35 protein-coding genes are annotated in these 23,067 nt (G+C 45.2%); 7 read left to right on the top strand and 28 right to left on the bottom strand.

The window, feature by feature from the left end:
• Positions 1-4 precede the first annotated feature (4 nt).
• The 17 genes from ACYCS5_RS27020 to ACYCS5_RS26940 all read right to left on the bottom strand — a co-directional run bounded on the left by ACYCS5_RS27020 (position 5) and on the right by ACYCS5_RS26940 (position 9,724).
• Positions 5-376 carry a hypothetical protein gene (locus ACYCS5_RS27020; protein WP_459760424.1) on the bottom strand — a complete coding sequence of 124 codons (372 nt, stop codon included), beginning with the start codon at positions 374-376 and terminating at the stop codon, positions 5-7.
• The gene (locus ACYCS5_RS27015) at positions 357-1,691 is read right to left on the bottom strand and encodes a replicative DNA helicase (protein WP_459760423.1); all 1,335 of its coding nucleotides are present in this window, start codon (positions 1,689-1,691) and stop codon (positions 357-359) included. The genes ACYCS5_RS27020 and ACYCS5_RS27015 overlap by 20 nt, the downstream gene beginning before the upstream one ends.
• Positions 1,681-2,037 (bottom strand): replicative helicase loader/inhibitor, encoded by a 357-nt coding sequence (locus ACYCS5_RS27010; protein WP_459760422.1) that lies wholly within the window; start codon positions 2,035-2,037, stop codon positions 1,681-1,683. Before ACYCS5_RS27010 ends, ACYCS5_RS27015 begins: the two co-directional genes overlap by 11 nt.
• A complete protein-coding gene (locus ACYCS5_RS27005; RefSeq protein ID WP_459760421.1) occupies positions 1,976-2,797 on the bottom strand; it encodes a replication protein in 822 nt (273 codons plus the stop codon). Before ACYCS5_RS27005 ends, ACYCS5_RS27010 begins: the two co-directional genes overlap by 62 nt.
• Before the next feature lie 15 nt (positions 2,798-2,812).
• Entirely contained in the window at positions 2,813-3,676 is an 864-nt protein-coding gene (locus tag ACYCS5_RS27000; RefSeq protein WP_459760420.1) for a hypothetical protein, read from the bottom strand.
• Positions 3,673-4,434: an MBL fold metallo-hydrolase gene (locus tag ACYCS5_RS26995; protein ID WP_459760419.1), complete on the bottom strand. Its 762-nt coding sequence runs from the start codon at positions 4,432-4,434 to the stop codon at positions 3,673-3,675. The genes ACYCS5_RS27000 and ACYCS5_RS26995 overlap by 4 nt, the downstream gene beginning before the upstream one ends.
• The gene (locus ACYCS5_RS26990) at positions 4,424-4,720 is read right to left on the bottom strand and encodes a hypothetical protein (RefSeq protein ID WP_459760418.1); all 297 of its coding nucleotides are present in this window, start codon (positions 4,718-4,720) and stop codon (positions 4,424-4,426) included. Before ACYCS5_RS26990 ends, ACYCS5_RS26995 begins: the two co-directional genes overlap by 11 nt.
• On the bottom strand, positions 4,717-4,932 hold the full coding sequence (locus ACYCS5_RS26985; RefSeq protein WP_459760417.1) for a hypothetical protein: 216 nt from the start codon (positions 4,930-4,932) through the stop codon (positions 4,717-4,719). The genes ACYCS5_RS26990 and ACYCS5_RS26985 overlap by 4 nt, the downstream gene beginning before the upstream one ends.
• 134 nt (positions 4,933-5,066) lie before the next feature.
• Positions 5,067-6,005, bottom strand: coding sequence for a RecT family recombinase (locus ACYCS5_RS26980; protein ID WP_459760416.1), 939 nt, complete (start codon positions 6,003-6,005; stop codon positions 5,067-5,069).
• Positions 6,006-6,026: 21 nt separating this feature from the next.
• Entirely contained in the window at positions 6,027-6,197 is a 171-nt protein-coding gene (locus ACYCS5_RS26975; protein ID WP_459760415.1) for a DUF6906 family protein, read from the bottom strand.
• Positions 6,194-6,403, bottom strand: a complete 210-nt coding sequence (locus ACYCS5_RS26970; RefSeq protein WP_459760414.1) for a hypothetical protein — start codon at positions 6,401-6,403, stop codon at positions 6,194-6,196. The genes ACYCS5_RS26975 and ACYCS5_RS26970 overlap by 4 nt, the downstream gene beginning before the upstream one ends.
• On the bottom strand, positions 6,400-7,962 hold the full coding sequence (locus ACYCS5_RS26965; protein ID WP_459760413.1) for an ATPase: 1,563 nt from the start codon (positions 7,960-7,962) through the stop codon (positions 6,400-6,402). Before ACYCS5_RS26965 ends, ACYCS5_RS26970 begins: the two co-directional genes overlap by 4 nt.
• A complete protein-coding gene (locus ACYCS5_RS26960) occupies positions 7,928-8,149 on the bottom strand; it encodes a hypothetical protein (protein ID WP_459760412.1) in 222 nt (73 codons plus the stop codon). The genes ACYCS5_RS26965 and ACYCS5_RS26960 overlap by 35 nt, the downstream gene beginning before the upstream one ends.
• Before the next feature lie 150 nt (positions 8,150-8,299).
• Positions 8,300-8,455, bottom strand: coding sequence for a hypothetical protein (locus ACYCS5_RS26955; protein WP_430187803.1), 156 nt, complete (start codon positions 8,453-8,455; stop codon positions 8,300-8,302).
• Positions 8,456-8,476: 21 nt separating this feature from the next.
• Positions 8,477-9,094, bottom strand: coding sequence for a BRO-N domain-containing protein (locus tag ACYCS5_RS26950; RefSeq protein WP_459760411.1), 618 nt, complete (start codon positions 9,092-9,094; stop codon positions 8,477-8,479).
• Positions 9,078-9,455 (bottom strand): hypothetical protein, encoded by a 378-nt coding sequence (locus ACYCS5_RS26945; protein WP_459760410.1) that lies wholly within the window; start codon positions 9,453-9,455, stop codon positions 9,078-9,080. The genes ACYCS5_RS26950 and ACYCS5_RS26945 overlap by 17 nt, the downstream gene beginning before the upstream one ends.
• Positions 9,456-9,490: 35 nt before the next feature.
• On the bottom strand, positions 9,491-9,724 hold the full coding sequence (locus tag ACYCS5_RS26940) for a helix-turn-helix domain-containing protein (RefSeq protein ID WP_459760409.1): 234 nt from the start codon (positions 9,722-9,724) through the stop codon (positions 9,491-9,493).
• Positions 9,725-9,942: 218 nt separating this feature from the next.
• Here ACYCS5_RS26940 and ACYCS5_RS26935 point away from each other — a divergent pair, with 218 nt between their 5' ends.
• Positions 9,943-10,680 carry a helix-turn-helix domain-containing protein gene (locus ACYCS5_RS26935; RefSeq protein WP_459760408.1) on the top strand — a complete coding sequence of 246 codons (738 nt, stop codon included), beginning with the start codon at positions 9,943-9,945 and terminating at the stop codon, positions 10,678-10,680.
• A 624-nt stretch (positions 10,681-11,304) separates the two neighbouring features.
• Here ACYCS5_RS26935 and ACYCS5_RS26930 read toward each other — a convergent pair.
• The gene (locus tag ACYCS5_RS26930; RefSeq protein WP_459760407.1) at positions 11,305-12,159 is read right to left on the bottom strand and encodes a hypothetical protein; all 855 of its coding nucleotides are present in this window, start codon (positions 12,157-12,159) and stop codon (positions 11,305-11,307) included.
• A gap of 150 nt (positions 12,160-12,309) precedes the next feature.
• On the opposite strand from ACYCS5_RS26930, the gene ACYCS5_RS26925 reads away from it, so the two are divergent.
• Complete coding sequence (locus ACYCS5_RS26925) at positions 12,310-12,930, top strand: DUF4352 domain-containing protein (protein WP_459760406.1); 621 nt, start codon at positions 12,310-12,312, stop codon at positions 12,928-12,930.
• 31 nt (positions 12,931-12,961) lie between these two features.
• On the opposite strand, the gene ACYCS5_RS26920 is transcribed toward ACYCS5_RS26925, so the two are convergent.
• Positions 12,962-13,168 carry a hypothetical protein gene (locus ACYCS5_RS26920; protein ID WP_459760405.1) on the bottom strand — a complete coding sequence of 69 codons (207 nt, stop codon included), beginning with the start codon at positions 13,166-13,168 and terminating at the stop codon, positions 12,962-12,964.
• 145 nt (positions 13,169-13,313) lie between these two features.
• The gene (locus ACYCS5_RS26915) at positions 13,314-13,526 is read right to left on the bottom strand and encodes a helix-turn-helix domain-containing protein (protein WP_459760404.1); all 213 of its coding nucleotides are present in this window, start codon (positions 13,524-13,526) and stop codon (positions 13,314-13,316) included.
• A 150-nt stretch (positions 13,527-13,676) separates the two neighbouring features.
• Between ACYCS5_RS26915 and ACYCS5_RS26910 the strand changes: the two genes are divergently transcribed.
• From ACYCS5_RS26910 to ACYCS5_RS26890, 5 genes are all read left to right on the top strand, one after another.
• Positions 13,677-13,814 carry a hypothetical protein gene (locus ACYCS5_RS26910; protein WP_180984562.1) on the top strand — a complete coding sequence of 46 codons (138 nt, stop codon included), beginning with the start codon at positions 13,677-13,679 and terminating at the stop codon, positions 13,812-13,814.
• Positions 13,815-13,928: 114 nt separating this feature from the next.
• On the top strand, positions 13,929-14,120 hold the full coding sequence (locus ACYCS5_RS26905) for a hypothetical protein (protein ID WP_459760403.1): 192 nt from the start codon (positions 13,929-13,931) through the stop codon (positions 14,118-14,120).
• 42 nt (positions 14,121-14,162) lie between these two features.
• Positions 14,163-14,417 carry a hypothetical protein gene (locus ACYCS5_RS26900; protein WP_459760402.1) on the top strand — a complete coding sequence of 85 codons (255 nt, stop codon included), beginning with the start codon at positions 14,163-14,165 and terminating at the stop codon, positions 14,415-14,417.
• A 235-nt stretch (positions 14,418-14,652) separates the two neighbouring features.
• Positions 14,653-15,513, top strand: a complete 861-nt coding sequence (locus ACYCS5_RS26895) for an ATP-dependent DNA ligase (RefSeq protein ID WP_459760401.1) — start codon at positions 14,653-14,655, stop codon at positions 15,511-15,513.
• 300 nt (positions 15,514-15,813) lie between these two features.
• A complete protein-coding gene (locus ACYCS5_RS26890) occupies positions 15,814-16,809 on the top strand; it encodes a trypsin-like serine peptidase (RefSeq protein ID WP_459760400.1) in 996 nt (331 codons plus the stop codon).
• 251 nt (positions 16,810-17,060) lie between these two features.
• On the opposite strand, the gene ACYCS5_RS26885 is transcribed toward ACYCS5_RS26890, so the two are convergent.
• The 8 genes from ACYCS5_RS26885 to ACYCS5_RS26850 form a co-directional block, all read right to left on the bottom strand.
• Positions 17,061-17,996, bottom strand: coding sequence for a glycoside hydrolase family 25 protein (locus ACYCS5_RS26885; protein ID WP_459760399.1), 936 nt, complete (start codon positions 17,994-17,996; stop codon positions 17,061-17,063).
• 11 nt (positions 17,997-18,007) lie between these two features.
• Entirely contained in the window at positions 18,008-18,469 is a 462-nt protein-coding gene (locus tag ACYCS5_RS26880; protein WP_459760398.1) for a phage holin family protein, read from the bottom strand.
• A gap of 229 nt (positions 18,470-18,698) precedes the next feature.
• Complete coding sequence (locus ACYCS5_RS26875) at positions 18,699-19,079, bottom strand: hypothetical protein (protein WP_459760397.1); 381 nt, start codon at positions 19,077-19,079, stop codon at positions 18,699-18,701.
• A gap of 17 nt (positions 19,080-19,096) precedes the next feature.
• The gene (locus ACYCS5_RS26870; protein WP_459760396.1) at positions 19,097-20,647 is read right to left on the bottom strand and encodes a tail fiber protein; all 1,551 of its coding nucleotides are present in this window, start codon (positions 20,645-20,647) and stop codon (positions 19,097-19,099) included.
• Between the two features lies 1 nt (position 20,648).
• Complete coding sequence (locus ACYCS5_RS26865) at positions 20,649-21,209, bottom strand: phage tail protein I (RefSeq protein ID WP_459760395.1); 561 nt, start codon at positions 21,207-21,209, stop codon at positions 20,649-20,651.
• Complete coding sequence (locus ACYCS5_RS26860) at positions 21,202-22,332, bottom strand: baseplate assembly protein (protein ID WP_459760394.1); 1,131 nt, start codon at positions 22,330-22,332, stop codon at positions 21,202-21,204. Before ACYCS5_RS26860 ends, ACYCS5_RS26865 begins: the two co-directional genes overlap by 8 nt.
• The gene (locus ACYCS5_RS26855; RefSeq protein WP_459760393.1) at positions 22,329-22,667 is read right to left on the bottom strand and encodes a GPW/gp25 family protein; all 339 of its coding nucleotides are present in this window, start codon (positions 22,665-22,667) and stop codon (positions 22,329-22,331) included. The genes ACYCS5_RS26860 and ACYCS5_RS26855 overlap by 4 nt, the downstream gene beginning before the upstream one ends.
• Positions 22,664-23,065: a phage tail protein gene (locus ACYCS5_RS26850; RefSeq protein ID WP_064963709.1), complete on the bottom strand. Its 402-nt coding sequence runs from the start codon at positions 23,063-23,065 to the stop codon at positions 22,664-22,666. Before ACYCS5_RS26850 ends, ACYCS5_RS26855 begins: the two co-directional genes overlap by 4 nt.
• Positions 23,066-23,067 lie beyond the last annotated feature (2 nt).

Genomic DNA, 23,067 nt, shown 5'->3' with positions numbered 1-23,067 from the left:
TTTCTTAGTCCAACCAGCCTGATAGATTCGGTATAGCTTTTGGCGGCTCTGGTGGCGTTTCTGGAGCCTGTTCCGGTTCGGTAGGTGTGTTGGTTGGTTCCGCTTCTTTCACAGTGTTAGAGGCTTGCTGTTCAGTCTGTGGAGCCATTTCCTGATACGTCCACCCGAGAATCTTGTATTGCTCTTTTAGGCCCGGAAATTTGGCTACCAGTTCCCCACGCCGATATTCTTTGACCTTTTCAGATACAAGATCATATTGCTTTCTCAAATTCGTTTTAGCAGATTCCTCAATCAAAGGATCATCCAGCTTCGGAGCCTTTGAAAGAAGCCATTCCAGCGACTTCTGATAGCCTACTTCATCTACGATTTGCCCCATGCTCTCTCACCTTCTTTTCAAGCTCATATTTATCGTCTTTGGTCAGATTCATGAAGCGGCTTGTTTTCCGATTGAACATCATTTGTATTGTTCCGGTACCGATCTTGCGGCCTTTGGCTACAATCAACTCCATGACCCCTTTTAGGACCGTGTCCGGGTAATAGTAGTCGTCCCGGTAAAGGAAGATAATCACGTCCGCGTCAAACTCGATGTTCCCCGAATCCCGCAGGTCTGACATCATCGGACGCTTGTCCTGCCGATCCTCACATTTCCGTCCGACCGAAGAGATTACCACTACAGGGATACCCAGCACCCGAGCCATCTTTTTGAACTGAGCTGAAACATAAGATACACGTTCAGACGTACTTGAAAATTTTCGTTCTGACTCAATTAATTGAAGATAATCAACATAAATGATTAGGCGCGGATTCCGCTTTTTGAGTGCCTTGGCCTGCCGCCAAATATACTCAATGGTCATGCCTGGAGTGTCGTCAATGTAGATTGGTAGAGACTCTAAAATCTCAAGCGCCTTACTGTAGCTGTCCCAATCGTTCTCTGTCAGTCGGCCCGTTCGTATCTTCTTGCTGTCAATGCCGCCTAGAGCGCATATATGGCGTTCTGACACGTCTTTGGAAGGCATTTCAGCCGAGAATATAGCAGAAGTAGTTCCACCCTCAGCAGCCGCTATAGAGTCATTAACAATGTAGGCTGTCTTTCCGATACTGGGTCGCGCAGCTACGATGGTTACATCCCCAGGCTGGTGACCGCTCCCCATCTCGTTCAGATCATCGGATGCTGTTTTCGTCCCTGTAATCCCTGCCCTTGAACCGCGATCCATAATCTCTAAGTGGTGACCGTCCAGCACTTCCGCCATCCGAAGCATGTTGTTCTCGGCCTGCCCCTTTTGGAGCTGGTTGAGCTCGTCCATACGTTCCTGTACAGCCGTTACGTCAATTGCCCCTGTAGCAGATGCTTCTTCAAACGCTCTGGCTGCTTCTCGTTGTACATAAGCCTCTCGAACAATGGTTTGGTAGGCTTGGTAGTTATAAACCGCAGGGACCGCATCACGAAGCTGCATAAGGTAGCTCACTCCGCCGATCTTCGCAATATTCGCACCCCAATGTTGGACCATTAACAGCGGGTCAAATGGGTCAGGGTTTCCGGTGAACTGTTCATATGCATACCGAAGTGTTGTAAGGATAAGCCCGTGTCTTTCATCGGCTCCAAAATCTTCGGGAGTCAGGTAACAATCATCTAGCAGTTCGGGTTTGTTCAAGATTGACCCGAGGACTGCGCGTTCAGCATCAAGACTCATGGTTCACCCTCATTCGAGCGTTCAAGCGCTCCAGTCGTTCCCGAATGTGGTCAGGCATAGGCACGGCTTGCTGGTTATACTCTTCAAGGGCCAGGGCTTCCGCCTGTTCTTCTGCCCGCTGTAGCTCGTAGAAAGAGGGCTGCGTATCCTCTTCGGTGCAAATGTCAGAAATGGTAGGAGCAAACTTGCTTGTGCGTATATGCTTGCCCAGTCGCTCCTTTGCAACCTCATAGGGAATATCCGCAAGCATTTGATGCCATAACTTGGTCACAGGAACCGTTATTTCAAAGTAGGGATACGCCGTCTTGATTACCGCTAGGAAGCTGGCTGTTTCCGTTTGCTTCACGCGCTGCTCCCTCCTCGTAGAACTGGTTTAAAATAGACATTTCCTCTTGGTTGCGTTGCTGCTTGGTTTTAACAGGAGCTTTCGCCTGATCCCGCTTAATCCAAACACGCAGAGTTTTGTTATGGTCCTTTTTATGCTGGCTTGGCTTTTTGTTGGACTGCCATTCGTCCAAGGCTTCGATAGTGTCATCCACTTTTTGCTTACCGAAGTCAGAGCAGAGTTTTTCATATTGTTCTTGAGTCAGAAAAACAGTGTCATGGAATTGAATCTTTTCAGGAGTAGGTGACATATCTTCTATCTCTTCTTTCTTTATATTTTTCTTTCTTTCTTTCTTGGGTAGACGATTGCCCCCCTCTAGCGGGGGAGAGTTGTCCACCGGAAGGGGGTGTAATTCTCCACCAGTAGATTCGTCTGATTCTGGCAGTTGCGGTGGAGGATTGCACCCCACTAGCCACTGCTCAGAATATTTATTAAATCCGATCATGCGACCATGTTTGCCCTGAGCCTGTCTGAACACTTTCAGGACGTTCATTTCAAAGAGTTTTTTCAACTCTTTTTTAATACCGCTCAAGTCACTACGAAGGGCAGTAGCAAGGAACGTGGCAGACAACTCGGCTGACTTTCTCTTGAACCCGTAGGTGTAACGCCAGACGATCAGGAGCATTCTCAGTTGTATGCCGTTAAATTTCCGCATTGCCACCTCTTCATAAATCTCATTCGCTACACGGGTATATCCGTCTTCGAGCTCTGGTCCTGCCATTCCGTTTCACCTGCTTTAAATAGTCACAGCTTCGCCTGCTGCTTCCCGTTCCCTGATAAAATCACAGATTCGTTCAACCAAGACCCTTTCATCATTGTCTGCGCTAGGAGCGTGATACCACTTATCTACAAGGGCGGTCACGCCTTCCAACATGGCAGCAGCTTCGTCCTTTTCAGAAACTGCCGTGTAGCCGTTGAGCAAGGCGCACAACAGATTGTGTCCGTTGCTTCCCTCTTGAACATACGATCTTAAAACATCCACGTTCGGCCCCTTATTTCCAGCAGCCAAATGCCCCACAATTTCGTCGTTATCGAATCCGTTCCATCTGTACCAGTCGAGCGCCTTTGCTACATTCCGAGGCACCTCAACGGGGTTACGCTTATCTCGTATCACAACGCTTACGGATTTAATGGATTTAATCATTTCATCGCGCTCGTTGGCGATTGTCTCCAACTCCCGGATACGCTGCAGAAGCTTTTCGCTGTTAAGCTGCTCGTCAGTGTGGCGTTCAATTGTCTGGAGTAATTCGGCCTTATCCTGTACCAGTTGCAAAACAGCATCCACTAAAGAACCGTCATGTTCTCCTATCACTGCGCTAATCTCATTCAGTATTTTTTGACTCGCAGTCACCTTCACCAGTGCGTCTTCACTCATTCGTTTCAGTTCGTCAAATTGCTGTTGTGTAGGCCGGGGCTCATGCGGTAAAACCAATGCTAGTTTGAAAGGTATTTCCTCTCCTGCAAACGGGCCAGAAATGATTTGGAATGGAGCGTTAAAATCCAGTAACTTTGTTGTAACTCTTCGAGCTTCGAATACTTCCCCCTGAGCAATCCACTGTTTAGCGCTGGTCCGAATTTTCTTAATCACCTTAATTTTCATTCGCTGACAACCTCCAATGTGTAATGTTCTCCTGCTATAAATCCCCGCTGCTTGAGTGCCGCCTTTACGGTCATTTCAGCCAGCGCGGGCATGTTATTTTTGCTAGATAAGTGAGTAAGGTATATACGCTCTCCACGGCCTCGTATAAGCTGCTGGAGCGCTGCTGCTGTCTGTTGGTTGCTCAGGTGTCCAAGGTCCGAAAGGATACGGCTCTGAATGCTGATAGGGTAATCCGATACCTCTACCATGTCGGGTTCGTGATTAGCTTCGATCAAGATATAAATACTGCCTTCCATCACGTTCAGCATGTCTTGATCGTATTTTCCAGTATCGAATAATACACAGGCTCGTTCCCGGCTATCGTCCTCAATGGCATACCCAACTGGCTCGTAAGCATCGTGATGGGTTCGGAATGGATATAGCCAGGTTTCACCCAACTTGATAGTTTCGTATTGCCCGTAGCGGGTCTCCGCCACTCGCCGCAACTCTTCATCAACGCCCGATATGCCTTTCCACTCGCCCTCACTGGCCCAAACCGGAATGCGGTACTTGTTAGCCATCGGTAGGCCCTTAATGTGGTCGCCGTGAGCGTGAGTGATGAATATGCCCGTAATGTGGTCAGGCCGTACACCAACGTCTAGCAGCCGCTTTTCTATTTTTGTCTTGGCAATGCCTGCATCTATAAGAATCGTTTGATCAGAAGATGTTAACGCGATGCAGTTGCCTTTTGAACCGGATGCCAGGATATCAACTTTCATCTGTACTACCTACTTTCCGTGGATACAATTGATAGTGCTCTTCCAGTTCATCCGAAGTTAATCGGTCAATCATTTCGTTCGGCTCACCGCACTCACCGTTTTGATACACCCAACAATCAGGACCACATCCGCCAGAAATACCGACCGTGAAACATCCATCAAGACCAGCGGGATAATTCCCCTGAGCCAAAGTGTTGGCATAGTCGTTGCTTTCCTGTTCATTCTTAGGGGTATCTGCTAGAGAGTGAATATCATTAATGTTGTACTTTCCAAAAGTACGGCTCATATGCTCCGCTCCCTCTTAATCCGATCTTGCCACTCTTTAAGGTGTGGACATCCCTTTGCTGGTTCCTCGTAATGCCTTCGCCCGAGCACAAACGACACAAACATATCCGTGCTGCGCTCGTAGTACATTCCGTTTAGGACCGGACCCGCGGTCCGAGAAGATTCAGCGCTGCAGAAGTCGAACAGGTCCATTTGCTCCATGTCCTCGGACAACTTTGCCGCCTCCCCTCAACTCTCCGTAGCACCGGGGGCACACCCGCAAATCGCGAATGTACTCTTCCCGGCCGGGATTTATCTCATTGCCGCAAACGTGACAGTCTTCACAGCGGACGTATATTTCAACTTGGTTAGATTGGAAGAACGTCATTCGCCTGCTCCTGGGCGGCTTTCTCCGCAAGGTGCATGTCCATGATTTTTAACAAGCCTTTCAGTTCGGGGAGTGTGGGCTTAGGTCCCTTCGGATTGGCGTGTTTTGCAATGTATGCCTGCATGTCTGCCGGATCTGTGATTCCAAGCTGGCTGAATTTCTTCTTCATATCATCGCGGGCTTGGTCCAACGGGCTTATTGTCGATTCTGTATCGGTACCAGTCGGCTGCTTGTCCCCCGCACCAATGACAGGTGCTTTGTGCGTTTCTGGAGTGATGTCTTTCCGTTCATATGGATTGTATGGAGCTGGACCTTCCCCCTGTTCTCCATCACCATCATCAAATCGAAGGCCGAAGGCTGCTTTCAACGCACGCTTAACCATGTGCTTTTTAAACATGTCCTTGAAATTGTTGGTCCACATTGTTTTTTGCATCCCAATGGCAGAACGCTTGTAGTGCTCAACTTCTTCAATATCCATCAATACTGAGAAAGGCATGAACCCTTCTTTGTATGCCATCGCGTACCCACCAATTGGCTTGCCAAGCGGGAATCCGCCTTTATATTTTTCAATTGAAAGATAGTAGCGACCGTCCTCAGCACGTTCCATGGAATATTCAAATTCATCGTTTTCGTGAATTACCTGAACGTCATATCCCATAAATCCGTCCATCTCTTTCGCTTTGCGAATATGGTAGTCAATCCCGAATTGCCATGTGAGCTTTCCTTGATAGACTGTTGGGTAAATCTCCCCGATAAGCGGGTTAGCATCGGCTGCCTTGGCAACGCCCATAAAAAGCCTGAATTGCGATTCATTACAGTCTTTTGCGATTGTTTGATGAACTGTTTGGACATCCTCTTGGGTGAGTGTACCGAAAGCGTAAGAGTCATAGATTGTTAATTGGTTGTTTGTATTTGCCATGGGCTGAAAGCCTCCTATTATTTAATTGGTGCGTTCTTCTCCGGTGCTGATAATGCTTGTTTCGTTATTTTTACGATTGATGATTTCCATGAAGAATGGTCCGTTTTTGCATACAAGCCAATCAGCAGGGTCATAGCCAGCTCGTTCAATTGCTTGTTTCTGGCGGCGGGTAGGCTTCTTTCCGTTCTTCAAGACTCCCCACCTCCTAGGCGAGCTGTAATGCCCTGTGTGGAAACAATGTGCATTGCTTGAGCTTCGCTGAATCCAGCGGCAACCAGTTCGTCAAAGTACGCTTTAGATGCCTTGGCTACTGCCCCATACATCCCCAACATGGACGGAAGAGCCTTGAGTATGTTTTCCCTTGCCATCTCATATTCCAGTTGTTCATGTGGCTTCATGCCGACTCGCCCCCTATCTGTTTTATTTCTAAAGGTGCATCTTCGACGGCCTTAACCAGAATGAGTTGACCAGAAGATTTTTTAATCTTGAAGGTACTTTCGGTGTTGTCCACGGCTACAGGCGATACTAGGCCGCTCTGTTCACTAAGGACTTCTCGCAGTTCCAGACCAGCACGGACAGACTCGGAAAGCGACAAGATTGGATACGGCTTATTGTCCTTTTCAATTACAAAGTCCGGCTTACGTTCGCCATTCTTTTGTTCTTTAAATAAAGAGATTGATAGAGTAGAAAACAGATTCTGCACCTTGGCGGCCTGCAGTTCGGCTTCCTTCGCCTCAAACGCCTTGATTGCGTCCAGAACAAAGATAGAGTCGTTGCGGCTGGAAAGTGTATCAGCCTCGTCAGCGCGGGCCTTGTCGATGTCGTCCTGCATGCCCTGACGTGATTTATGAGCTGCTATGGCAGTGGCTGTTGCGTCCCGCTCGGATTCCAAAGCTCGAATCTGTGAGGTCTGTTCGGATACGTCCACTGGCTCAATAGCGGCAAGTTGTACTTCCAGATCCTTGCGCTCGTCTACAAGCTTTTGATGTGCTGCCCGGAGTTCTTCCTTCCGGTGTTCCTTATTCTCTATGACAGCTTCCACAGACTCCGTATCAAGCGGACGCTTGCAAGCTGGACAATGATCCTCTATAGGTTCGTTGTAAACCTTCATATACCGATCCTTGGCCTGCTCAATCTGCCTTTGTAGGGACTGTATGGTACTTTCCAGAACGGTGCGCTTTCGGTTTGTTTCTCCTGCAAGATCCGTTTGTACCTCTAGTGCCTTTATTTGCTCAAGCAGCGCAGCATCCTCTGCTTTAACCGCCTCGATGTCCTCTGGTGTTGCAGGAAGCTTCTGGAGTTGATCGACAAGCGCCTCTGTACGCCCTTGAGCCCGCTTATAGGCCGTGTCCTTGTCATTCTTGTTCTTCTTATGGATTTCCCCAAGCTGATCCATCGTGTGCTTCTTGACCAACTCCGACAGCTTGGCAGCTTGTGGATTAAATTTTATGTCCTTGGCCTTCTCGTCCGGGCTTGTCCGGCTCATTTCGGTAAATACCTCTTTGTTGGAAACGGGGGTTACGTACCGCAGAAGCAAGTCTCGCTGTGTGCTCCAATGCAAGGTAAAGAAGTATGAAGGGTTATAGAGAGAAAGAAACAGGTCTTTGTCGAATAGAGATTTAACAATCTCATCGAAGTCTCCGGCCTTGCTTGGGACCTCGTTAATGTAATAAGTGGTTTTTCCCTTCTCGATTCCACGACCTAGAAGCATCTGTTTTCCGTCAATGTCCAGCAGGGTTTCAGCCTGAACATAATCGTATTCATAATTGGTAGGCGTAGGATCAAGCTTGCCACCCATGGTGTCTGTGCCGTACAATGTCCACGTAAGGACTTCCAAAATACTGGATTTACCTTGCTCATTGTCGCCCGTGATCTGTGTTATCCGTCCAAAGTTAACTGACAGGTCACGGTGCGCTTTAAAGTTATGCGCCTTCGCGCTGATTATTTTTATTTCCATGTGTTACCTCCAAATTGTATTTGCGCTCCAGCATGTTCATTTCTATCTGCAACGTTCCCCGAGCTTTCGGGTCCTTCTCGTCCAGGTACCAATCGTACAAGAATAGATAATGCTTAATGTCCCGCTGCACTTCCGGGGCAAGAGAGTTATAGAATTGAAGGAATAACTGCTGTTCGTGATTCTGCAATGTGTTCACCTCCCTCCAAGGGATAATCTGCCGTCATTTCCGTAATGCACGGTCTACATACTTCCCGATCATTCCAGCGGCGTAGAAACTGCTTATGCATTACGTTTCCGCATATAGCACAGCAAGCGTCTTTACCTGACATCAAAACCTTCATGCTGTCCACCGCCCAACCAACTGCCGATGGTATTTGCGATACTGGCCCCGAGCGTGTAGAGCTACCAGAACACGACCATTCTCTAACATCCGGCGTTCCATTTTGCCGAAGAATTCGCATAGTTCCCTTAACCTTTCCTCGTTATTGCGCATGTGTGTGCATGCTCCTTTCGGTTAATGTATGTGCTTGTCGTAGATCGTTTGAGATACCGCTATGTCCAGCCCAAACCGTTCTTTGGTGCCCATCAAGTCAACCGTATCTTCCAGAATCTCTTGGCGGGTCACCAGCATGTCTGGCGTCATTTGGTCTTTTTTGATCATTTTCGGGTGACCGTATTTACTTGAAACCGCCTTGTTCGCTATCGTGTTAGCTTTGATGAAGTCCACCCGAACAGGCTGTTTCAGGCTGGATCGTAGTTTCTGCATGGCCTCCTTCTGGTGGTCCTTGTCCAACATCCTGAATATTTGAAAGCCTTCGAGTCCGGTGGACTGGCGAAGCTGCTTAATTATGTCGAATACCCAATCTTGGAAAGCCTCAGCTTCTTTACGGCGTGACCGCATGATCAATCGGTAAAGGGCTTTTTCAGAGATAATTGCAACTTCTTGCTTTCCGCCGAGGGTGTCGGTTAAAGCTACACCCTTTTGGGTATCCGGCAAACGACCTACCGCATCACGGCCGTTTCTTATACCCAGCACTTTAGTGATATCTGCGGCTACCGCCCACCATTCACCTGGTACCTTCTCGACAAAGCGAATGGTATGTCCAAGCCAGTTTTCAGTTCGTATGTTCACCCTGTTCACCAGCCTTTACTTTGCTGTACTTTAGCATTGTGGAGACAACAGCATCGACAATTTCTCTGGCTGCCTGTGCTTGATCTGTCGTCAGTCCTTGTACATTACTGACACCCAATGAGTTACGAACGATTGTTGATAGTGCATTGACGACTTGATACCGATTGTATGTTACCAAGTGTCTGAGACGGTGCAATGCTTCGTCTCTTATAGGGGGCCATATACTGAGGCTTACCGAAGCTGATTGTTTTCGGCTTTCTTCCTCTACTTGAGATTTGATTTTTGGTTCAAGTTCGCGAATAAGACTTTCCTTCAAATCAGCAAACTGTTCAGGTGTCATCACGATTGCATTAGGGTTCATTTGTGGTCTTTCTTCTCTTAGGAATAAAAATCAATCTATTGGGTTACACTGTTTTTATCTTGTATTTCCGTCATTAGAAGCGTGTTTAAATCCATTTCCAGACACGAAGCTATCTTAACTAAGGTTCCTACACTCGGCATATATCTTCCATTTTCGATATCAGAAATATAATTCCGGGATAGTCCAGTTTCAACAGCCACTTCATTTTGGCGCTTTTTCATTTCCTTGCGTTTTTCCTTTATGGCCGCAGCTATAAGTCGTTTGTCCATTAGTTGTTCACCTCCGATGAGCAAATTGTATTGTATTTCCGTCCTTTCTGTCTAACTCCGAATTAGGGCATATTCAAGCATTATGGAGATAAAACGAATAAAATACTTGTAAAGCCGTCATTTTACTCTTATTTACTTGTATTTCCGTCATTCAGCAACTTGTATTACCGACATACGAAAGGTAGAATAAAGTGAAACTATTGTGAAGGAGTCTGGACATGTCTATTGGTCAAAACATTAAGACGCTTAGAAAACAAAAAAAGCTAACTCAAGTTGAGTTAGCTAAGAAGGCAAATATGTCTAGGTCTTACCTTGCGGATGTCGAAGGTAATCGGTACAATCCCAGTCTTGAAACTTTGCGTTCTATTGCTGACGCGCTAGGCGTTTCAATTTCTGTTATTACAGATGATGAAGATGTCACAATCTCAACAGAACGTTACAAAGCGGCAAGAGAACTTCCTAGTATCCTAAAGGTGCTCACTGATAATGGTGGATTTTTTTACGAAGAACTACGTGAAGATATATTCTTAGCTATAATTAATTCAGGGCTATATATGTCCCCTGCATATCATCAAGCATCTAAGGGTGATGAGTACGAAAGGTTTTTTAATGAATATTTCAACTCTGAAGAAAACCATTCAAATAGTGAGGAGGTTGAATTTGTAGAGGAGTTCAATAAAGCATACGAACTCAGAACAATTATGACGGCTTTTGAGCAGAATGGTGAGGACACTCAAGAACGATTTATTAAAGAACTCAAAAATGTAATAAAAAAACACAATATAACAAACCCCCTCCCATCTTCCGATGTGAAGGAGTTTGTTTCTAAAATTGATCTGACTGACGAGGAGCTTTTGGAACAATTTACGATAGCGGTTGACGGGAAAAACCTTTCCGAGAAACAGATTCAAAAGATAATTGCACAGGTTCGTTTGGATCGAGAGTTTGACAAGTAGTATCCGAAATAAATTTAAGGTAGTGTTCTGGTGTTTTCTTCATATAAGCGGCCAGCTCATATAAATCGATTACTTTTTTCTGAATAGGTCATCACTCCTAGATGTAATAATTTCCGTTTGAGAGGTTAAGTCGAGTATAACACAGTATTTTACAAACTAGAAAAAAATGCGAACAAAATGAGAACATATCATTAATAATGGTGATTTATATGTACGAGAAGCTGATAGTAACAAGGCCCGAATAGATTTCAACAACAGGAATTTTACCTATACGGGCCACAATTCCCCACACATTATTAGCCTCATTAATGCGTTTAACTCCTTTGCGATTCCATCTAAATCATCTCCTTTAATAAAATATGAGAATGCAAAAAGGCCGCTACAAGGTGTGCATGTTTTTTAAAGAAACTTTAAAACTAGCTATCTTCTTTCCTTTTTGAAGGAATAGAGAAGACGACGAGTTTTGTTCGTTTTTTTTAAAAACTATGTATCACACATGTAGCGGCCCAAGAGATTTAACAATCTTTTTAAGGACTTCGTCAATTAGAAATATAGTAACAATAAACAGGCAAATTTTATAAGGGTAATATATCACAATTGATTAACAGAAGCAATTCATTTTAATTATGAGATATTGTTCTTCTCATCGTCAGCTAAAAGTATTAATTCATTGTAAGGGTAACGGTATGAGGAGGTGTAATCCCCGTGCTCAACAAGTATGTCCCCGTTTTCGAAGTCCATCTCGACAATAACTCCATTACCTCTCTTCCTACTTAAAACCTTTGCACCTGGGTAAATTTGTTTCGATAATCTATCTCTATTTCGAACAAACATCTCTCTATATGCATCCTCTTTTTTTAAGACTAGTGTTTTATTCTGACTACTTAAATTAAAATTCAAATTTTCTATAGCATTTAGTAAAATGGAAGTATCTGGACTTATACTCTGAGGCTCAGGTAATTTTGCTGCTCGTACACTTAACAGAGAAATCAAAGAATTCGTATCCTTCCCCTTTTGCTCATAAGTTTCTCTCAAAGCCTCTCCTACCGAAGCTATAGCTAAATTAACTGTGTCAATTCTAAGAGTGGAGTCGTATTCTACATCACGAAGAGCAGAAATATCAAAAGGGCGCGGTGTAATTTTGTCTTTAATCAATACAACAGGCAAATTAAAAGCATGCCTTATTCCTAATTCATAAAGTACATTGGGATTGCGCGAACTCAAATCACAGAGAACCATATCCGCCTCTATAATCTTTTTTATGATATCCAAAATAATTGCATTTGTATGTTTCACATCATCCGCTCGAATAGGCTCAAAACCTGCTAATTCACAGGCAGGTTTTATTATATGTTCATAGACACGTCCAAAATGCCCCTTCTCGTAACCCTCTGCATCCGAAATAGGCATAACAATAAAACAAGACTTTTTCACCTCCTCTGCCTCTTTTTTTGGAAGACTCTTTTTCGTTTCTGTCATAAATTGAACTCTCCTAAAGTAATAATTTTCCGTAATATATGACCAGTATATGACTTTAGTAGCAGCATGTACATATTTCTTGTAGAAATATTTTCCTAGGCCATATATACTAATTCTATAAAACTATTGGTTAAATAGGGGGATATCGTTTTGAAGAAGCCGTTTTATAAGAAGTGGTGGTTCTGGGTAATTGTTGTGTTATTTATTATCGGAGGATTGAATTCAAAAGATAAAGAGACACAACAAGCCTCAACTAATAGTACAGATGCAGTTGCTAAAACTACAACAGTGCCAGCAGTGATATCTGACAAGAAGGCAGAGCCCAAAGCTGAACCTAAAAAAGAAGAGGCTCCGAAAATGGCTAAAATAGGTGAAGCTGTACAGGTAGGAAATCTTGCTGTTCAGGCCAACAAAGCCAGTTCTAAAACCACCATTGGACAGAATGAATATTTGCAGAAGAAGACTTCTGATAAATACATTGTGGTCAACCTCTCCATTAAAAACCTGGACAAAGAGGCACGCACACTTGATGCAAGCATGTTCAAACTTATCGATGCTGCAGGTCTTGAATATGAGCCAATGAGTGACGCCGATCTGTACGTAAACGATTCAGGAAACATGTTGTTTTTGGCTAAGATCAACCCAGGATTGACCAAGACAGCTAATGTGGTATTTGAGGTTCCAAAGGACAGTAAGAACTTCAAACTTAAAGCAGACAGTGGAATTGGTTGGGAAGCTGGTAAAAGCGAATTAATTGATATCGGTAAATAACAAAGAGCCCCGGGCAATATGCTCCGGGGCTTTAATATTCTGTGAAGTACCTATTTGCCGCACCTGGAGGAGTGGGCGGTGTAGAAATATTCGGGTTTCTGTCCCATCCTTCAATAATGACGATATTTCGCGTGTCTGACTTGTCTTCCCAAGTAATATAGTTACCCTTCTCCAAAGCCAGCAGCCCGGTTCTGATGTCCTCTACACTTCTACCTGTCTTGACCTCCAATTCTGGCATTGTCGGCATCCTAAGTTTTTGGCGAAAAAAATTGAACAATATCCGCAGTAGTTTTCGTTCGATGTCTGGTAACATGCTGATCACCTCTGCAACTATTATATGCAAACATGCGTTCGTTATTCAAGATAAAAAAAGAGCAGCGAGGTTATTCCTCCTGCTCTTTTATGTGCTCAATTATATCATTTGGCGTACAGTCAAGGTAAGAACATATCTTGTCTATTACCTCTAATGACACGTATTCCCCTTTTCCCATCTTTGCAATGGTGTTCCTTCCAAGGCTCAAGGCCTGCCTTAAGTCCTCTTTTTTCATGTCTTTATCAAGCAGCAACTTGAACAGCGGCTTATATGAAAACGGCATATACGTACCAACTTCCTTTTATTCCGATAGTGGAATATTATTTTCTATAAACAGAATACAATATTCCGAAAATGGTTGCAATAGCGTGTAGGATATGGTATATTATATTCAGGAAGTGAAACATTAACTTCCGAAAGGGGTGAAAGAAATTTGAGAGCAATAGATTGGGTCTTGCTCTCCACAGCACTCACAAACCTGATAACTGCAATTATCGGTTTGGTCAAAGTGTTTAAGGAGAGCAAGAAAAACAAAAAAGGAACCAAACGACGCGTGCGGCGCAAACGTTAAGGATTCCTTGATAGAGGGCGGCTTACACAGCGCCTTCTATACCCAATCTTAACATAAACGGTAACTCGTTTTCCAATACCAAATGGCGGCGGCCTTAGTAGGGAGGCAATGATAATGTTTAAAAAGTACAGAGCAACAAAGCAGAATGTAATTTTGCTAGAAAGCGCAATGAAGGAACTGGGCCATCCAATTGAAAAGGTAGGAGCGGAGAAAGATTACAAAGAATTTAAGAATAGTAACTGGCACATCATGTTTCACAACTCGGTAAATTCAAAAATGCAAGAACTGGAGGCTGCTAACAATTAATCATCAAGGGGCTTCGGCCCCTTTAATACAGGGAGGTAGCGCATGAAATATGACGTCAGTGCTCCAGATGGAGTCCGCTATACATCTGGCAGACAGTCGGATAAAGCAGTCAAGCGCGAACGCTATTCAAGGATGATCGGTTATGACTTTGGAGGCTGGGTATACAAAGGAGCTGCTTACGACGAAGGTTGTAGGCAGTACCTGTTCCAGCACAACGAAACGGGCGAAATGTGGGTCACAGACTACAAGGGGTTCCGCGAGCATATAGACAAATACGACTTTCCAAGCGGTAAATAACGGGGCTATATGCCCCTCTATAAGGAGGTAACTCTATGTATGATGTAATCTTATGGACCATATCAATATCTGGCCTGGTGATAAGCCTTGCTGCGCTATTACTGAATGTCCGCAATTACTTCAAATAACAAACAAGCTCTGCCGACCAATAAAGGTTAGCAGAGCTTTTTCTCTCCAATACTTACCGCCTCACTACAGCACAAATGAGCGTTATAATTAACTTGAGGTGGTCTAATTGTTTATTTCTCCAATGTTACTTGAAACAGCAGCGGGCCCATTCTCAGATTCGCGTTATATTTTTGAACCGAAAATAGACGGACACCGCTTAATATATTCGCAACAAAACGGCATTGTACGCCTATACACGCGCCATAACAACGACTGCACGCGCCAATACCCGGAGATAGCCAGCGTCACATTCCCGGATGACATTGTGTTGGACGGTGAGATTGCGTGCGTTGATCCGACAACGGGTGTATCGGATTTTGAATCCGTTATGTCACGCTTTCAGGCGAAGAAGGCGGACAAGATTACTAACCTCAAAGCTAAATTACCGGCTACTTTCGTTGTCTTCGATGTCTTGAGCTTTAAAGGCGAGGACTTGCGGAGCCTTCCGCTTATGGAACGTAAGTCCATACTCGCTAGTCTAACGCTCCCTAGCTCTAGTTTCGGGCTTGTTCCGTATATCGAAGGCGCCGGTGAGGCGTTGTTTGAGCAAATAGAAGCGCGCGGTATGGAAGGCGTGGTCGGCAAGCGTAAAGAGAGTATGTATGTCAGCCGTCGATCAGCGTCTTGGCAGAAGGTCATTAACTGGTCCTATGCTGACGTATTTATAACAGGTTATCGCAAAGGGGAATTCGGGTGGCTTGCAGGCGTACCGAATGAGAGTGGTAAAATTCGTCCTTCCGGTATCATTGAGCTGGGTGCAACGCCGACACATAAGAAGGCATTTTATGGAGTGTCTAAATCATTGATAACCGGTGAGGACCGAGCGTATGTTTATGTGGAGCCGCGTATAAGAGCCCGTGTTAAAATGCGGAACTGGACAAAGGCGGGTCTGCTGCGGAGTCCAGTGTTCACCGAGTTTATTGTCTAAAAGAAAATCCCCGCTAACCTTTATTGGTCGGCGGGGATTGCTTTATTTAGAATATTCACTTACTTCAAACGTTAAGATACGATCTACTGAATGGACCTTTATTGTTGTCGCGCTTGTTTATTACATCAGATAATGTATCTGCCCCAGTTTATTTTAATTGTACCAAATAATAAAGTCGATGACCTTACTACTCTAAGGCAAATAAAATTTACTGTATAAAAGACAGCAAAGTTCCGCAAAATTTATTTTAGCTTAGCAAATGTTGTTTAGCTAAAGCAAATTTAAGGAGTGATTATTTAGATGCAACAATTAATTAGAAAAACAACTTTAGAAATGGATCAACGCAGAAAATTGATCAAGGGATTTGGCGGGGATCTAAATAACGAGGTGCTTATTGGTCCTAACGAACTTCTTTCAGTCGCTTTTTTAGAAGCAGCTGTAGAAAAGGCGAAAACTGTAAGCTTTATCAAATTGCCAAATGGAGGAGCTAGTGGTTTTTTAATTTCTAATGATCTACTGCTGACAAATAACCATGTATTTCCAGATAGCAAAACAGCAGATGAAGCTGAAATTAACTTTAATTTTGATAATGACATTCATGGGAATGCAAAACCATATTCGGTTTACTTCTGCAACCCTAATGATTTCTTTTATACAAATGAGCAATTAGATTACTCAGTTGTTAAGGTTAACAGAATTATTCAAAACGGCAGCTTTCAAAGGTCCATTCCTGGGAACGCACAAGGTTTTACCCCTTTAAGCCCTAAGTTGTCTGTCAACGTGACCGATAATCTAAATATTATTCAACATCCAGGAATGAGACGTAAAGAAATAGCTATAAGAAACAACTTTTTTCAGAAGATTAATCCAAATGATCACAACTTCATTTTATACACTACTGATACAGAACCAGGTGCATCTGGAAGTCCAATCTATAATGATAATTGGGAATTAGTGGGTTTGCATCATGCAGCTGGCCAAAGTATTAATGGTAAGTTTGTCAATAACGAAGGGATTTCAATTTTCTCCATTATAAACGATATGATTAAAACATTCCCAACAATGCCAAATGGAGTAGAAATACTTCAAGAGCTAGGTATTAAAGGGCTTAGAGAAATTGAAATTGACAGTGCACTTTATCCCTTAGGAGAGTCTGGTTCTGTATCTGTATCTGGTGACAATAGAGGAAATACTTCAGGAACTGTAACAGGGACTTGGGGGCCTGTTACCGGTTCTATAACCGCTGACAGTAGGGGAAATGCATCAGGAACTGTAACTGGAACATGGAGATTCTAAAATTTCAAACAAGAGAGCCCTGCCTGCGCATACATGCTAGCAGGGCTTGTCGTTTTTTCACTTTTTCTTCTAGTCCAAGATCCCACTTTTTCCGTCAGCCATATGACTTAACCTAAATGTACACGGCAATGGAAGCAAAGGCACCGATCATACTCATTCTTTGCAGCGGTCATCACTGCACCTACCAGACCGGCCAGTAGCACCCAAACTTACGGCTGAAAAGTTTGCTTTTCAAATCAATTTGTTCATGGTTATTCACCATCCTTTGCAGCAGCGGCTTCGATTTCTTTTAAACGTTTGAAATCAGCTATATTCTCACTATTCCCACTGATCAGCTTCAGGAAATTACCACGTAACCGGTTTATGACAATGGCCACCTCTTCGCGGGTTGCGATCGCACCGGGACGGCTGCCATCAAAGTACCCATTTGCCTTCATTTCCTCCCAAGCCGCTGCTGCCCATTCGCTAACCTGGTCAACGTCCCGTTCTTCCATACCTTTCTCATCCCCTTTAGATTTAGTAAATCTTGCTCTCAGGTTTGCCTCAGTCCCGTTGTACTCATTCAGATCAACCGCTCCATCAATCCCATCGACTTTACGTGTGGCGTCTGGCCTGTACCCCCCCTGGCTGCCGTCACTGTACTGCCAAAAGTCCCAACGTGACCATCCAGACGCGTCAGATGGAGCCTTTGTGGCATGGTATCGCGCAATCCATAGCGGGTAATTGCTCAAACACGAAAAGTTACCGATAAATGACGGATATGTGTATATGATAGGCAACACTCCAGTAAGCCGCTCAACCTCCTGTAGAAACGCCTTGGCTACGGCTGTAATCGCCGTTTTGCTCAGGTTGGACTTATTGGACTCATAATCCATAACAGGCGGTAAATCAAACACCTGAATGCCTCCAGCAGCCTTGATGGCAGAGACAAAGTTTGCTGCCTCTTGTCGGGCCATCTCTGGAGTGGTTGCCGAATCATCGACATAGTGATACGCCCCGATCATCAAGCCAGCGGCCTTCGCATCCTTCACAAATTCAAGAAACGTTTTGGAGCGGAATGACTTGCCCTGCGTTGCCTTTATAAAAACGAACGATATGCCGTCAGCAGCTACTTTTTTAAAATTTATGTCGCCCTGGTGATGGGACACGTCGATCCCTTGGGCGTTACCCTTTTTTCGCGCTTGCAAAACAATCCCCCCTATACAGCAGGCTTCTGCTGATCTTTGTTTTCTGGTTCTGGCATATTTGGATTTTTAGGAGCCTCTGAGCGAGACTCAAAAATCTTGACCGCATTCCTGAGTACATCTGGCATCGGAACACCCATGCGACCTACATTTTCTATAATGGACAACAACTCGTTCGCCAAATAGAAAAAGATCACTGCGTCCTGAAAATAATGTAGGTTGCCCAACGCCACATCTATGAAATGCGCCACCACCACGATCAAGAAAATGACTACCTTACGCGCTATGCCGTGATACCCTATCCGGCTGCGTAACTCCCCTCGAATCCATGCAGCAATCCATCCGGTCAACCAGTCCGCAATCACTAAAATAAAAAGCAAATGTATCATGACACTCCACTCTCCAAGCAGGTAGCCGGCTATCGCTCCAAACCCCGCCGCCGCTCCCTTAAAAATGTGTGTTAATCTGTCGTCCATGACTTCCCCCGTCCTCTCAAATAAATATGCCCCCGACCACTCCGAGGGCATAAAAATAGCGCATCCCATTGGATACGCTGCTTAGACATTTTGCGGTATTGCTAATATCGCTTTTTGCTCATCTTCTGTTATAAATTTTGGAGTGTATGAAATTAGCCGTTGTTCATCGACCTTTTTCATAGTCCACATGTTCAACAAGAACCCATACATAAGGCTTCACCTCCTTCCGTTAGGATTTGGTTGTAACATCCATAAGAGTAAGCATAGCGGCCTCCGTACTATCTTGGCGCGTCTTGAGCTCTGCCACCTGATCCGTAAGAGGTTTCGTAGGGGGCGAGTCACTACCACTGTTGGACGGGTATGTGAATTCCATTGTCTTAGTATCTGGATTCACTCTGTAACTGGTCGCGTGGTAGAAGTCTTCAGTATACTTATCAAACTCAAGTTTGAGGACGTCTACCTGTCCAGGATCGTATCCTTTTAACTGAGGATAAAAGCCCATATCATCCTCTTTAGTGGTCTCACGTGCTGACTCTGATTCGACTTGGGAAGTCATAAAAATAACCTCACCGCTTGATTTTCTCCAGTAAACCTTTGGCCCAATTTTCATATAAACCACCCTTTCTATTATTCGAATGCCCACCATTCATACGCCCATACCTTAGAAACAGGCGACCCCCCGGCGTATGCGTCTATTTTGCTGCCCTCGATGGTCGCGTTAAACCCTCCGGCTTGTTGGCGTAGAATAGAAACCCATACTTTATTCCCCCTCCATCCGTAAATAGTGTCATCACTGGAGGTGCTGGTACGTGCGAAACCTTCAACCTGCCGGAAGCCGTCCGATTCAGTTAACCGGACTCTTATAAATACACTCGAAGGAGTGAAAGAAAGACCACCAACAGAAACAGGCATGGATATGGACATTCCCCAACTAGATGCCTGCGCATTTTGACCATTAAATGTACCAGACGCAAAGCGCTTTACGGGTAGGTTCGTTATTGCTGCTGCTAACTGATCTCCATTCATATCCTGGTTGGCGCTTCCACCCTTGCCGTTGATCGCGCCTGAAATTTTATTTTTCAAATCAACGGCTTGCGTAAAAGCCTGGTCAGCCCGATCATATGCCGCTTTAACGGCAGACGGTGTAGCTGCCTGATCGGTAGCAGTGCTGTTGGTAGACGTATTAAGCTGTGTAATGCCCCGCGCCTGTGTTGACGCAGAGGGCAAGTCTGATGCCGTATGACTATGTTGCTTTGGAGCTGCGTAATTCTTGTCGGCTAATTCGCTCCAAGTTGTCCAAACTCCAGCAACTGTCCTTACTCGTTTAAAAATACCACCTGTATCGTCTACGTACACGTGGACAACCGCTAGCCCTTCCGTCACATTTGATATTGCGACAAAAAGGACACCTTTAGGATATGCTCCCGGTGGGCTATGGTCCGTGGCAGGAGTAAAAGAAGACCTGTCAACCCGCCACGCACCCGGAGACAGCAAAAAATTAAAATCATCCATAAAAACCTTGCCTTTGTCAGCCATTGAAGCGGTGTACAAGTCCGAAAGAGCCTTACTATTCGGCACAGTCGCAGAAGATGTAGACTTGTAATCTGCACTTAGTCTGACGATACCCTTAACCGTAGTCGTTGCGTCTGGCACTTTTACATTATTGATCGCCGTATCCGTATATTGTTTAGCAGCATCAAGGGAATCCGCTACATCCTGCGGAGTAGCGTATATAATCGAATCGTCCACTACCACAGTTACTCGCGACTCATTGCTTACCGTCAGTTCAAAGTTGAATAGTTTTTTCAGGACAGCGGATGTGTTTTGAGCATCGACATACTCTGCCCCCTCACCTGCATTAGCGTACGCATAAAGGATCTCACCCAAGTCTGGATCAGTCGCCCACAATCCAACTTCACGAAAATAGAAACCCGTGACAATCCCCTGATTGCTGAATTCGAACCCAGGTACGACCACATTTTCGGATTGCACTTTTAAGCGGCTGACCGGGAAAGATATTTTCTCGTTAATAAGCGCCTTTAATGCAATCGGCATCTGACCGGACAACTTCCCATCCCCGGCTGAAAATCTTGTATATGTTATTTTAGTCAGGCCAGCTTCCGCTTTTGCCAGCAGATTCTGACCGCGAATTGTAATTTGGATTCCGTCGAACGCCAATTTAGTTCACCTGCCTTAGAGTAATAATATCCACTTGCTGAGTACCCACGCCGTAATAGTGCGTCCCCTTTGCCGAATCCAAGACAACAACGCGGCGCAAGTGGGCGCTTTTTCGCTTCACAGATTCAACAATTTCGATGAACTGCTGTGCCTGTTCTTCTGTTGCCTTTGGGTTGGATACAACCACTTGAAAATAGCCAGGATCGTCGCCATACTCCCACCATTCCTCCACCTTGCCATAGCCGAATATAGTGGTCACTAGATCCTCTACAGCGCTAGGTGTGCCCTTGCGACGATGGAGTGGGATAGACTGTCGAACAAGCTCCCTACGCTGCTCAAGCGGCAATGTAGGGTCGTAGTAGTCTACATGGAACTGCCAAGCCAGTTCGTCCGTTTCTTCGTCCGTCCAATCCGTTCGTCCAAACAAATTGACTTTCTGGATCGTCGCCGTCAGCTCGTCCATTTTCACGTCTAGGGCCATCGCTGCGTCATGCACCTGCTTATCTGTCCGCAAGTTATCAGGTAACACGTCCAACAGGCTTAATTCTGAAAGCTTAATCATCGACCAGCCCTCCAAAAACCACCGTCGTAGTCCCTTCCTTGGCTACCTGACTTGAATTAAGCTCCAAGAATACAGGTGATCGAATTTCAAGTCGTGAAGCTCCGGCTGCAACAAACATATGCGTTAGCTGAGATGGGTTTATGTCTCGGCCTAATCGCGACTTTTGCCATAGCTTGTACTCGGATAAAGCGGCCTCTACGCCTTTTTGAATACTCGTTACATCTGTTGCCCTTGATTTACGGATATAGTAGGTCAAATCAACATCGTAATCGACCTCTGTAGGAGCTTGAACAGTAACCTTGTCCGTTAGAGGTCGCCGCTTTCTGTCGTCCAACACCACGAACACTTCGTCAAGAACGGTTTGTGTGGGGATGACCCCACCAGCAAGCAACACGGTAACCACTACCTGCATAGGACCTGGAGAATCCACATGTACGTCTGCTATTGATGCACTGGCAGTTTTGGCCCAATATTCATACGCACCATCTGGACCGGCTACACTAAAAGACTCTGGAGCAATGTGAATTCGCTCGCGGTATGGGTCATTGTCCTCCACGGCAGCTCCGCCCGATGTTTCGGTTAAGTTCGTCACGGACGCTACATAAGGCAGCGGGTCAATTAACGTTGTGAGTTGGCCTGCGATATATCCATTGCCTTCTGGACCGGACACATTGCATTCCGCTGCCACTGTTACCACAACATCACCGATCGGCACCGAAACGACCTCTTTTGTAGAGAAGTATATAGTACCGTCACCCTCCCTTGGACCTATTCGGGTCCCTGCAGGAATAATCTGAACACTGGTGAGTGGAGTGGACAACGTGAACTGGATTAGGGTGACAGCATAATCAGCACCCAAACGTGGTGTTTCTACAAAGGCCCCCAAATGATCCAGTACAGCACCGCGTGCATACCGGAGTAGTTGCCCTTTGGCTACCTGATTCACTTTAACCTCTTGCATTAACATCTTGTACGATATCGCATTTATAAAAATTCGCAGCGGATCGGCAGGGGCAAGCTGTCGCTTTGCGATAGATTCATACAGCGTAATAAGAGAATCCTGCATAGCCTTAACATCCGCTTGGACAAAATCAATATCTGGTAGTTCAGCCAGCATGTTCATTCGTCGCTCACCTCCTGTTCCTCGAAGTAAATGACCGGAATTAATCGGCCGCCAGCTGGATCGTCCTGCGGATTTACAAACTGTACTTCTTGTATTAATATTCTTGGCTCATATTCCCCAACCAGCTCATAGATTTGCGAGGTGATAAGTGCCTTGGAGACCTCTGTCGGCTCGTCCAATGCTCCTGGATCGAATCCAAACTGTCGATTTAAAACAACTGATCCTCTCCATGTTGTGAGCAGCACGAATAGATTCTGTCGTAATTCTTCCTCTTTAGTAGCTGGTGCAAAGTCAATCGAGCGGGTACCGGATAACGTAAGATTGTACTGGCTCATTTAACGTACTCCTTTAGTGTTATGTTGATGGTCCCTGCTAACAGGTTTCCACGGTTGTCCACATAACTCCAAGCCTGCTCAAGCCCTGTTATAACCCACAGACCGACACCCAACTTTTTACCGCCAATTGTCAGCGCTCCGGCCTTACCCTTCCGGTCCCATTCCACAAGCTTTTCCATTTCTTTGCGGGGGTTGGTGCCGTGCCAAGCGGCAAAGTACATCGTAAATGTCACGGTGTCCAGTCCAGGACCAAGAAACTGCGATTTAGGTTTCCTGAGCATTATTTCATGGTCCGCCCATCGGCTGGCACTAGACCGGGTAAGCTCGCGGAACGTGCGTATAACCTTTGGTGTGACTACAAAAGGGATATCTCCATAACTGCCTATTTTAGCTGCCACAA

It is taken from the genome of Paenibacillus sp. SEL3 (genome assembly GCF_054602585.1).
This window is presented reverse-complemented; position numbering and strand designations above follow the sequence as displayed.

What these genes read in the sequence shown, in the direction of transcription:
- ACYCS5_RS26880 (WP_459760398.1), bottom strand. Translation starts at nt 18,469, where the DNA reads ATGGACGACAGATTAACACACATTTTTAAGGGAGCGGCGGCGGGGTTT.
- ACYCS5_RS26930 (WP_459760407.1), bottom strand. Translation starts at nt 12,159, where the DNA reads ATGACAGAAACGAAAAAGAGTCTTCCAAAAAAAGAGGCAGAGGAGGTG.
- ACYCS5_RS26900 (WP_459760402.1), top strand. Translation starts at nt 14,163, where the DNA reads ATGAAATATGACGTCAGTGCTCCAGATGGAGTCCGCTATACATCTGGC.
- ACYCS5_RS26970 (WP_459760414.1), bottom strand. Translation starts at nt 6,403, where the DNA reads ATGAAGCCACATGAACAACTGGAATATGAGATGGCAAGGGAAAACATA.
- ACYCS5_RS26945 (WP_459760410.1), bottom strand. Translation starts at nt 9,455, where the DNA reads ATGAACCCTAATGCAATCGTGATGACACCTGAACAGTTTGCTGATTTG.
- ACYCS5_RS26990 (WP_459760418.1), bottom strand. Translation starts at nt 4,720, where the DNA reads ATGAGCCGTACTTTTGGAAAGTACAACATTAATGATATTCACTCTCTA.
- ACYCS5_RS27015 (WP_459760423.1), bottom strand. Translation starts at nt 1,691, where the DNA reads ATGAGTCTTGATGCTGAACGCGCAGTCCTCGGGTCAATCTTGAACAAA.
- ACYCS5_RS26875 (WP_459760397.1), bottom strand. Translation starts at nt 19,079, where the DNA reads ATGAAAATTGGGCCAAAGGTTTACTGGAGAAAATCAAGCGGTGAGGTT.
- ACYCS5_RS26940 (WP_459760409.1), bottom strand. Translation starts at nt 9,724, where the DNA reads ATGGACAAACGACTTATAGCTGCGGCCATAAAGGAAAAACGCAAGGAA.
- ACYCS5_RS27005 (WP_459760421.1), bottom strand. Translation starts at nt 2,797, where the DNA reads ATGGCAGGACCAGAGCTCGAAGACGGATATACCCGTGTAGCGAATGAG.
- ACYCS5_RS27020 (WP_459760424.1), bottom strand. Translation starts at nt 376, where the DNA reads ATGGGGCAAATCGTAGATGAAGTAGGCTATCAGAAGTCGCTGGAATGG.
- ACYCS5_RS26865 (WP_459760395.1), bottom strand. Translation starts at nt 21,209, where the DNA reads ATGATTAAGCTTTCAGAATTAAGCCTGTTGGACGTGTTACCTGATAAC.
- ACYCS5_RS26915 (WP_459760404.1), bottom strand. Translation starts at nt 13,526, where the DNA reads ATGCCGTTTTCATATAAGCCGCTGTTCAAGTTGCTGCTTGATAAAGAC.
- ACYCS5_RS26995 (WP_459760419.1), bottom strand. Translation starts at nt 4,434, where the DNA reads ATGAAAGTTGATATCCTGGCATCCGGTTCAAAAGGCAACTGCATCGCG.
- ACYCS5_RS26935 (WP_459760408.1), top strand. Translation starts at nt 9,943, where the DNA reads ATGTCTATTGGTCAAAACATTAAGACGCTTAGAAAACAAAAAAAGCTA.
- ACYCS5_RS26890 (WP_459760400.1), top strand. Translation starts at nt 15,814, where the DNA reads ATGCAACAATTAATTAGAAAAACAACTTTAGAAATGGATCAACGCAGA.
- ACYCS5_RS26955 (WP_430187803.1), bottom strand. Translation starts at nt 8,455, where the DNA reads ATGCGCAATAACGAGGAAAGGTTAAGGGAACTATGCGAATTCTTCGGC.
- ACYCS5_RS27000 (WP_459760420.1), bottom strand. Translation starts at nt 3,676, where the DNA reads ATGAAAATTAAGGTGATTAAGAAAATTCGGACCAGCGCTAAACAGTGG.
- ACYCS5_RS26980 (WP_459760416.1), bottom strand. Translation starts at nt 6,005, where the DNA reads ATGGCAAATACAAACAACCAATTAACAATCTATGACTCTTACGCTTTC.
- ACYCS5_RS26905 (WP_459760403.1), top strand. Translation starts at nt 13,929, where the DNA reads ATGTTTAAAAAGTACAGAGCAACAAAGCAGAATGTAATTTTGCTAGAA.
- ACYCS5_RS26855 (WP_459760393.1), bottom strand. Translation starts at nt 22,667, where the DNA reads ATGAGCCAGTACAATCTTACGTTATCCGGTACCCGCTCGATTGACTTT.
- ACYCS5_RS26920 (WP_459760405.1), bottom strand. Translation starts at nt 13,168, where the DNA reads ATGCCAGAATTGGAGGTCAAGACAGGTAGAAGTGTAGAGGACATCAGA.
- ACYCS5_RS26965 (WP_459760413.1), bottom strand. Translation starts at nt 7,962, where the DNA reads ATGGAAATAAAAATAATCAGCGCGAAGGCGCATAACTTTAAAGCGCAC.
- ACYCS5_RS26860 (WP_459760394.1), bottom strand. Translation starts at nt 22,332, where the DNA reads ATGAACATGCTGGCTGAACTACCAGATATTGATTTTGTCCAAGCGGAT.